At 43.3% G+C, this 6,746-nt stretch carries 5 protein-coding genes; 4 read left to right on the top strand and 1 reads right to left on the bottom strand.

Features of this window, described 5'->3' with window-relative positions:
• Nucleotides 1-337 precede the first annotated feature (337 nt).
• Nucleotides 338-1,117 carry a hypothetical protein gene (locus tag AC3A14_RS15365; protein ID WP_318732998.1) on the top strand — a complete coding sequence of 260 codons (780 nt, stop codon included), beginning with the start codon at nt 338-340 and terminating at the stop codon, nt 1,115-1,117.
• 181 nt (nt 1,118-1,298) lie between these two features.
• Here the strand turns inward: AC3A14_RS15365 and AC3A14_RS15370 are convergent, their stop codons facing one another.
• Nucleotides 1,299-1,619 carry a DUF2973 domain-containing protein gene (locus AC3A14_RS15370; protein WP_318732997.1) on the bottom strand — a complete coding sequence of 107 codons (321 nt, stop codon included), beginning with the start codon at nt 1,617-1,619 and terminating at the stop codon, nt 1,299-1,301.
• 345 nt (nt 1,620-1,964) lie between these two features.
• On the opposite strand from AC3A14_RS15370, the gene thrS reads away from it, so the two are divergent.
• The 3 genes from thrS to AC3A14_RS15385 all read left to right on the top strand — a co-directional run.
• Nucleotides 1,965-3,788: a threonine--tRNA ligase gene (thrS, locus tag AC3A14_RS15375; RefSeq protein WP_318732996.1), complete on the top strand. Its 1,824-nt coding sequence runs from the start codon at nt 1,965-1,967 to the stop codon at nt 3,786-3,788.
• A 191-nt stretch (nt 3,789-3,979) separates the two neighbouring features.
• Complete coding sequence (gene recJ / locus AC3A14_RS15380; RefSeq protein ID WP_318732995.1) at nt 3,980-6,295, top strand: single-stranded-DNA-specific exonuclease RecJ; 2,316 nt, start codon at nt 3,980-3,982, stop codon at nt 6,293-6,295.
• Between the two features lie 270 nt (nt 6,296-6,565).
• Nucleotides 6,566-6,746, top strand: a 181-nt coding sequence (locus tag AC3A14_RS15385) for a penicillin-binding transpeptidase domain-containing protein (RefSeq protein ID WP_487779051.1), incomplete at its 3' end; no start/stop codon positions are given.

A 6,746-nucleotide genomic window follows, 5' to 3' on the forward strand; every position in this document is an offset into this window, starting at 1 on the left:
ATTTACCGTTACTCTATTGCAATTCATTTTCTGCTCACCTATGCAAGCGGTCTACTGGATTTCATAACAGGACGAATGTTGTATAGCCCTAAATAATTACAGTGAAGGGAGAGTTAATGTTAGTCGTATTACAGGCTATATCCGGTTTTTCCCTATGAGCTATTGCCTATTATCTTTTACATCCCCTTAGCCCAAAGCACTATATAATTTAATTAAGGATTACGGTTAAACATAGTCGAAAAAGCGATCCCTAGTGGGAATCCGTCTATTTTTTTAAGGAAAATCCATTTAATAAAACCAGCTTAATTTCGTTTAAATCAACTAAATAGGAGAAAATATGCAACTATCTCTGATAACTCCAACTTTTGAACAGCAAACCCTAAATATTATCTTGGCTTCAACTCGGTTTGCAAAAACTTGTGTCAGTGAATTCATCGATCGCCAAGAAGAACATACCCAGATTTGCCGTAATACCCAAGAGTTATTACACAGTGTGCGGCAGCAAGCGCCCGATCTGCTGATTTTAGATATTCTTTTCCTGCCCCATCAAACTCAGCGTTTTTGTTGGCGATTGCAAGACCTTTATCCACAACTAAGGATTATAGTATTGGGGAAAACAGAAGCGGAGCTTTCTGGTTGCAATTGGGTATATGAATACCCGAATGTTTCCAAAGCGTGTTTTTCTACTCATTCATGTCAAGTAAGCCAGTCTCCAATGACTCCTGATTCTCAGCCTACCCCCTCTGAGTCCCATGATTTGTCTAAACAAGACCTATATTTAGCGTCAGTAGTCGGTGCAGCAGTCTTTGATTTAAGTGGTTTACCCCGTGAATATTTGGTGACGGATGAAGTGGATAACGTCAGTTGGGTACAAACGGTGTTTCAGGCTTTGGGACTGCGATCGCTATTAATGTCCTCTTTGCAACTTGATGGATTTCACTACGCCAGCACCTGTTCTGAAAAATATCGGGCAATTGTGGTGAAACAAAAAGATCAATATATTGCTTTGTTGCTCAAACCTGAGAGTTTCCATCAGATTACCGAAGAGCTGATCGACTGGGCTAGAACCTTTAATTCCGATGAACTCAAGCTTTATCCCCAATTCCGACTCGCTTAGTCCCCGTTAAACATTGAAGCTAAATGGAGTTAATTCAGTCTCGTGATGCAGAGGTGAATTGGGGTTAAGTTCAGTCACAATAAAGCTCCACAGTAACTTAACCCTATTTTTATGTCGATAAAGAATTTCATCTCAACCGTAGCAACTACCATGCCAATTACCAGCCGGTAGTACTAGAATTTCAAACTTCTCCTCGATCGTCTTTAGCAGAAGATTCAGGAGAAGAATTATACAGGGCATCTAACTTTTCGCGAGCATCTTCTACCGTAATCGATCGCATCACCAATAAGGGTTCTTTGATTAAGGTTCCCGTGTCATCTAAAAACTCAGGATGGGGAACCTGAGTGGATGAGATGCGATTCTGTTCTACCGGAATATCCGTTAACTTCGGGGGATAGGTGCGAGTGCTTTCAGAACCGAGTACCATCAAGTTGCGGATTAAATTACCAACAGCGATAAAGGCTAAGGTAGTGAAAGCAAAGACATAAACCAGATGTAGCATTATTACAGATCTCCAAATTGAGTTTTAATCAAAAGGGGTATTAAATCCAGGTGCAGGGGCACGACCCATATCACCATCAATCCAGTATTGATCGATCATCTCTATCATAAGCTTAACGTAAGTTACGTTTCTTTACATTTAGAAATTTAAGCTTAACTTAAGATTGTTTCACTCCACGGTGAGACTCTTGACCCTCAAGAAGGCCCATTTTCTCGTAAAATGGAGGCCGATTCCCAAAAGAATCGCGAAAGCGAATGGCTTCCATCAACGCCTGACTCTAGAGATTATCCAATGGCTCTGACATTGAGCATTAACCCTACATCATTGATATAGATTAGTAAACCCATGCCTCCAGAAGACTCCAAAGCAGCCCAACCTATGGAACAAGAAGCGCCTCAAATCCATCTACCTCGCACCAGTGAATCGGAAACCTTAAAGAAAATCCGCCATACGACCTCTCACATCATGGCAATGGCGGTACAGAAACTTTTTCCCAAAGCTCAAGTTACGATTGGGCCTTGGATCGAAAATGGATTTTATTACGACTTTGATTGTCCAGAACCCTTTACGGAAAAAGACCTGAAGGCGATTAAAAAAGAGATGATCAAGATTATCAACCGCAAACTCCCTGTACTTCGGGAAGAGGTGAGTCGCGAAGAAGCAAAGGCGCGAATCGAACAACTGCAAGAACCCTACAAACTGGAAATCCTTGACGATATTAAAACGGAGCCGATTACGATCTATCATTTAGCCGATCAATGGTGGGATTTATGTGCTGGACCCCATGTAGAGAATACAGGAGCAATTAACCCGAAGGCGATCGCCCTGGAAAGTGTCGCAGGAGCCTATTGGCGTGGAGATGCCAACAAAGCCCAACTTCAGCGAATTTACGGTACAGCTTGGGAAAACCCCGAACAACTGGCCGAATATCAACGACGTAAAGAAGAAGCCCTCAAACGAGACCATCGAAAACTGGGCAAAGAGCTGGGATTATTCATTTTTTCCGATCAAGTTGGCCCGGGTTTACCCCTGTGGACACCGAAAGGTGCAACCGTTCGCAGCTTACTCGAAGACTTCCTCAAACAAGAACAACTCAAACGGGGCTATCAACAAGTGGTTACTCCCCACATTGGGCGAGTAGACCTGTTTAAAACCTCCGGTCATTGGCAAAAATACAAAGATGACTTGTTCCCGATGATGGGAGAATCGGAAGCAGAAGGCTTTGTGCTAAAAGCGATGAACTGTCCCTTCCATATCCAAATTTATAAAAGTCAGCTCCATTCTTACCGAGATCTCCCGATTCGATTAGCTGAATTTGGCACCGTTTACCGCTACGAACAATCGGGAGAACTGGGGGGACTTACACGGGTGCGCGGGTTTACTCAAGATGACTCGCACTTATTTGTGACTCCGGAGCAGTTGGATCGGGAATTCTTAAATGTGGTGGATTTAACCCTGAGCGTGTTTAAGACCTTGCGGTTAAGTAATTTCAAAGCTAGGTTAAGTTTTCGCGATCCCAGTTTAGATAAATATATTGGTTCGGACGAAGCTTGGGAAAAATCCCAAAATGCTATCCGTCGTGCGGTAGAAACCCTGGGGATGGAGCATTTTGAAGGTATTGGGGAAGCTGCCTTTTATGGGCCAAAACTCGATTTTATTTTCCGAGATGCCCTAGACCGGGAATGGCAGTTGGGAACGGTGCAAGTGGATTATAATTTACCAGAGCGCTTCGATCTGACCTATGTTTCGGAGGAAGGGATTCGCGAACGTCCGGTGATGATTCACCGCGCTCCATTTGGTTCTTTAGAGCGCTTAGTGGGGATTTTAATTGAGGAATATGCAGGTGATTTTCCCCTCTGGTTAGCTCCAGTGCAGATTCGGTTGTTACCGGTGAGCGAAACGCAATTGCCCTTTGCCCAGAAGGTTGCCGAGCAAATGCTCAATTATAAGATTCGCGTGGAAGTGGATCGAAGTGGAGAGCGCTTGAGTAAACAAATTCGCAATGCAGAGAAAGAAAAAGTTCCCATTATGAGTGTTATTGGAGCGAAGGAAATGGAAGCAGAGAGCCTCAATATTCGCACTCGCGCTAAGGGAGAATTGGGGGAAATTCAGGTCAAAGAAGTGATTCAGAGGATGGTGGTGGCGATCGCCTCTAAAGACGATTTTTAAAAACCCTGTCCTAGGTTTCTGTTTACAGACTAAAATCCGCAAGGATACTGAACAAGGGGCATTCAGTCCCTTGCCTCCCGAAGATCGATGGGTAGCAATCTTCAAAAGAAAGGGTATATAGCAGAAATGCTAACCCTTTGAAGAGATAGGTTAATCCCTGGCGTATCTTGATTTTAATCGTCCCAATGTCTATGAAACCAACTGCAACGTGGCAACTTGCTCCTGAATTTGAGCCTCCCAACTGGTTTGTGCAGGAAATTGCCCAGTTCACCCCCCAACTTTCCCGATGCGATCGCTTGGCGCAGATTTTGGGGCAAAGGGGGATTCAAAACCGCGAGACTTTAGCTCATTTCCTATCTGCTGGGCAGTATACCCCGACTAGCCCGTTTGAATTTGGCGAAGAAATGCAACAAGCCGTTGCGCGGTTAGAACAAGCAAGAATTCAGGGAGAAAACGTCACTATTTGGGGAGATTTTGATGCAGATGGAGTGACTTCTACTGCTGTTTTACTCGATGGCTTGGGGCAATTCTTCGCGGCGGCAAACTTAGACTATTATATTCCTAACCGCTTAAGCGAATCCCATGGCTTAAATGCTCCTGGAATTGAACGCTTGGCAGAGCAAGGAACCCAACTGATTGTCACTTGCGATACGGGAAGTACCAATTTAGTGGAAGTGGAATTAGCCCAAAGTTTAGGCATTGATGTTATGATTACCGATCATCATACCTTACCGGCCCTGCGTCCTCCTGTTACTGCTATTATTAACCCCCGCTATCTGGCTGAGGATCATCCTCTGTTCCATTTATCTGGGGTAGCGGTGGCTTATAAATTGGTGGAAGCACTGTATCAACAGTTTCCTGATATTCCGCAAGCGCCCTTAGACGAGCTACTGGATTTAGTGGCGATCGGATTAATTGCCGATTTAGTCCAGCTTAAAGGAGATTGTCGCTATTTAGCCCAACGGGGAATCGGGTGCTTACAGCGTGATTATCTGCGTCCTCCTGAAGCGCGTCGTCGTCCTGGAATTGGGCGTTTATTGGACTTGTGCAAAAAAACGGGCGATCGCCCCACGGATATTTCTTTTGGTATTGGGCCTAGAATTAACGCCGTCAGTCGCATTTATGGTGATGCCAGTTTTTGCGTGGAACTGCTGACCAATCGAGACTTAAAAACCTGCCATCAGTTAGCCGAATCTGCTGAACTGGCTAATACTCGACGCAAAGAAATTCAGCAGAGTGTCGTTCAAGATGCCATCTTTGAAGTCTCGCAATTAGACCTATCGACAACTCAAGCCATTGTCCTACACAAGCCTGAATGGCCGGCTGGTGTACTCGGTTTAGTCGCCTCTCAAATTGCCCAAGAATACCATAAACCGACGATCTTATTAAGTTGTGAAACTGGGTCTCAATTTGCTCAAGGGTCTGCCCGTTCTGTCGCCCAGATTGACCTGTATCAATTGGTCAATAGTCAATCCCATTTGCTGCATCGATTTGGCGGTCATCCCTTCGCCGCCGGTTTAAGCTTACCCCTAGAAAATTTACCTCTACTTACGGAAGGCATTAATCAAGAACTCAATCGCACTTTAGCATCTGGCGATCGCTCCCCCATTCTCGATATTGACCTTGAACTAACAGTTGCCGATCTAGGCAAGGAACTCTTTCAAGAACTCAAATTTTTAGAACCCTGTGGAATGGGCAATCCTGTACCGCACATTTTGCTTAAAAATTGTCGGTTTACTAACACGTTTAATACCAATATCAAAGACAATAAGGGAAATAAAGTTAAATATATTAAAACCCAGTTTATTTTAACCGACTCCAGCAGTAATCAGGGAATTCCGGGATTGTGGTGGGGACATTATCAAGAGGATATTCCTCCCGGTGAATCTCATGTGGTGGTTGAGTTAGATTTTAATGACTATCAGAAATACCATGTGCGCATTATTGATTTAGTTGCTGCCGAGCAAGAGCCATTATCGACGGCTACATCTGAATCAATACCGATTCTAGATTGGCGCACCGAGAAACTGGATGAACCGGAAAAGATTACTGAGTCTGATCCTTGGGTGATTACTGAAAATCCAGTCAGTTGGCAAGAAATTGAAGGATGGCTAGAGCAAGCCAATCAACAGCAAAAAACAGTCGCGATCGCTTATAATTCTTTTACACCCCATAACCCTATCGAAACCTGGAAAAAGTTAGTCGGCATTGCCAAATATTTAAGTCGTACTCAAGAGTCCATATCTCTCAATTTTCTACAAGATCGGCTTCAAGTAACAGCAACAGCTTTGCAGTTGGGATTAAATGCCTTATCTCAGATTGGGTTTAGTATCGCTCAACAAGAAAAAAAATTAACTATAGCCTATAATGCTAGAATTGATTTCTCTGATTTTAGCCTCATCTATATCTTTCTCTCTGCTGTGCAAGAAGAACAGTTTCGCCGCCAATATTTTGCCCAAATCTCCCTCGAAACCCTGCAACGGGCAACCTCAAGTAATTCGCGCTAAGGAATAGGGTTCTTCTGCAATTATAGCAGAAGAATTATGGTAAGCTTAAGCTGAGTTACACATCGGGAAATCTCTATAATTCACATGAAATATTGTTTTCTTACAGCCTGTCTGATTTTCAACATCATTACTGTCAATTCATCCCCAATTATTGCTGAGGAAAGACAATCTTCACTGCCTGTTTTAACAACTACATAGGAATCATCACTTAACCATAATATCAATTTTGAACAGCATTTTAGAAACTTAAATGCAAACGGTTCAATCGTAATCTATGACTCAAACAATGATCGGACTTATCAATACAACTCTACTCGCAATAAAACAGCATTTAATCCTGCATCTACCTTTAAAATTCTTAGTTCTCTAATTGTATTAGAAAGCAATGTAATCCCTAGCTCAGTACAGGACAAAAGTGGCAAAGGGAGACAGGAAGAGGGTTTGAGGGAAA

The sequence above is a fragment of the Roseofilum sp. genome, assembly GCF_982964205.1.

Coding starts and splice junctions, on each gene's coding strand:
- AC3A14_RS15365 (WP_318732998.1), top strand. CDS start 338: ATGCAACTATCTCTGATAACTCCAACTTTTGAACAGCAAACCCTAAAT.
- AC3A14_RS15370 (WP_318732997.1), bottom strand. CDS start 1,619: ATGCTACATCTGGTTTATGTCTTTGCTTTCACTACCTTAGCCTTTATC.
- thrS (WP_318732996.1), top strand. CDS start 1,965: ATGCCTCCAGAAGACTCCAAAGCAGCCCAACCTATGGAACAAGAAGCG.
- recJ (WP_318732995.1), top strand. CDS start 3,980: ATGAAACCAACTGCAACGTGGCAACTTGCTCCTGAATTTGAGCCTCCC.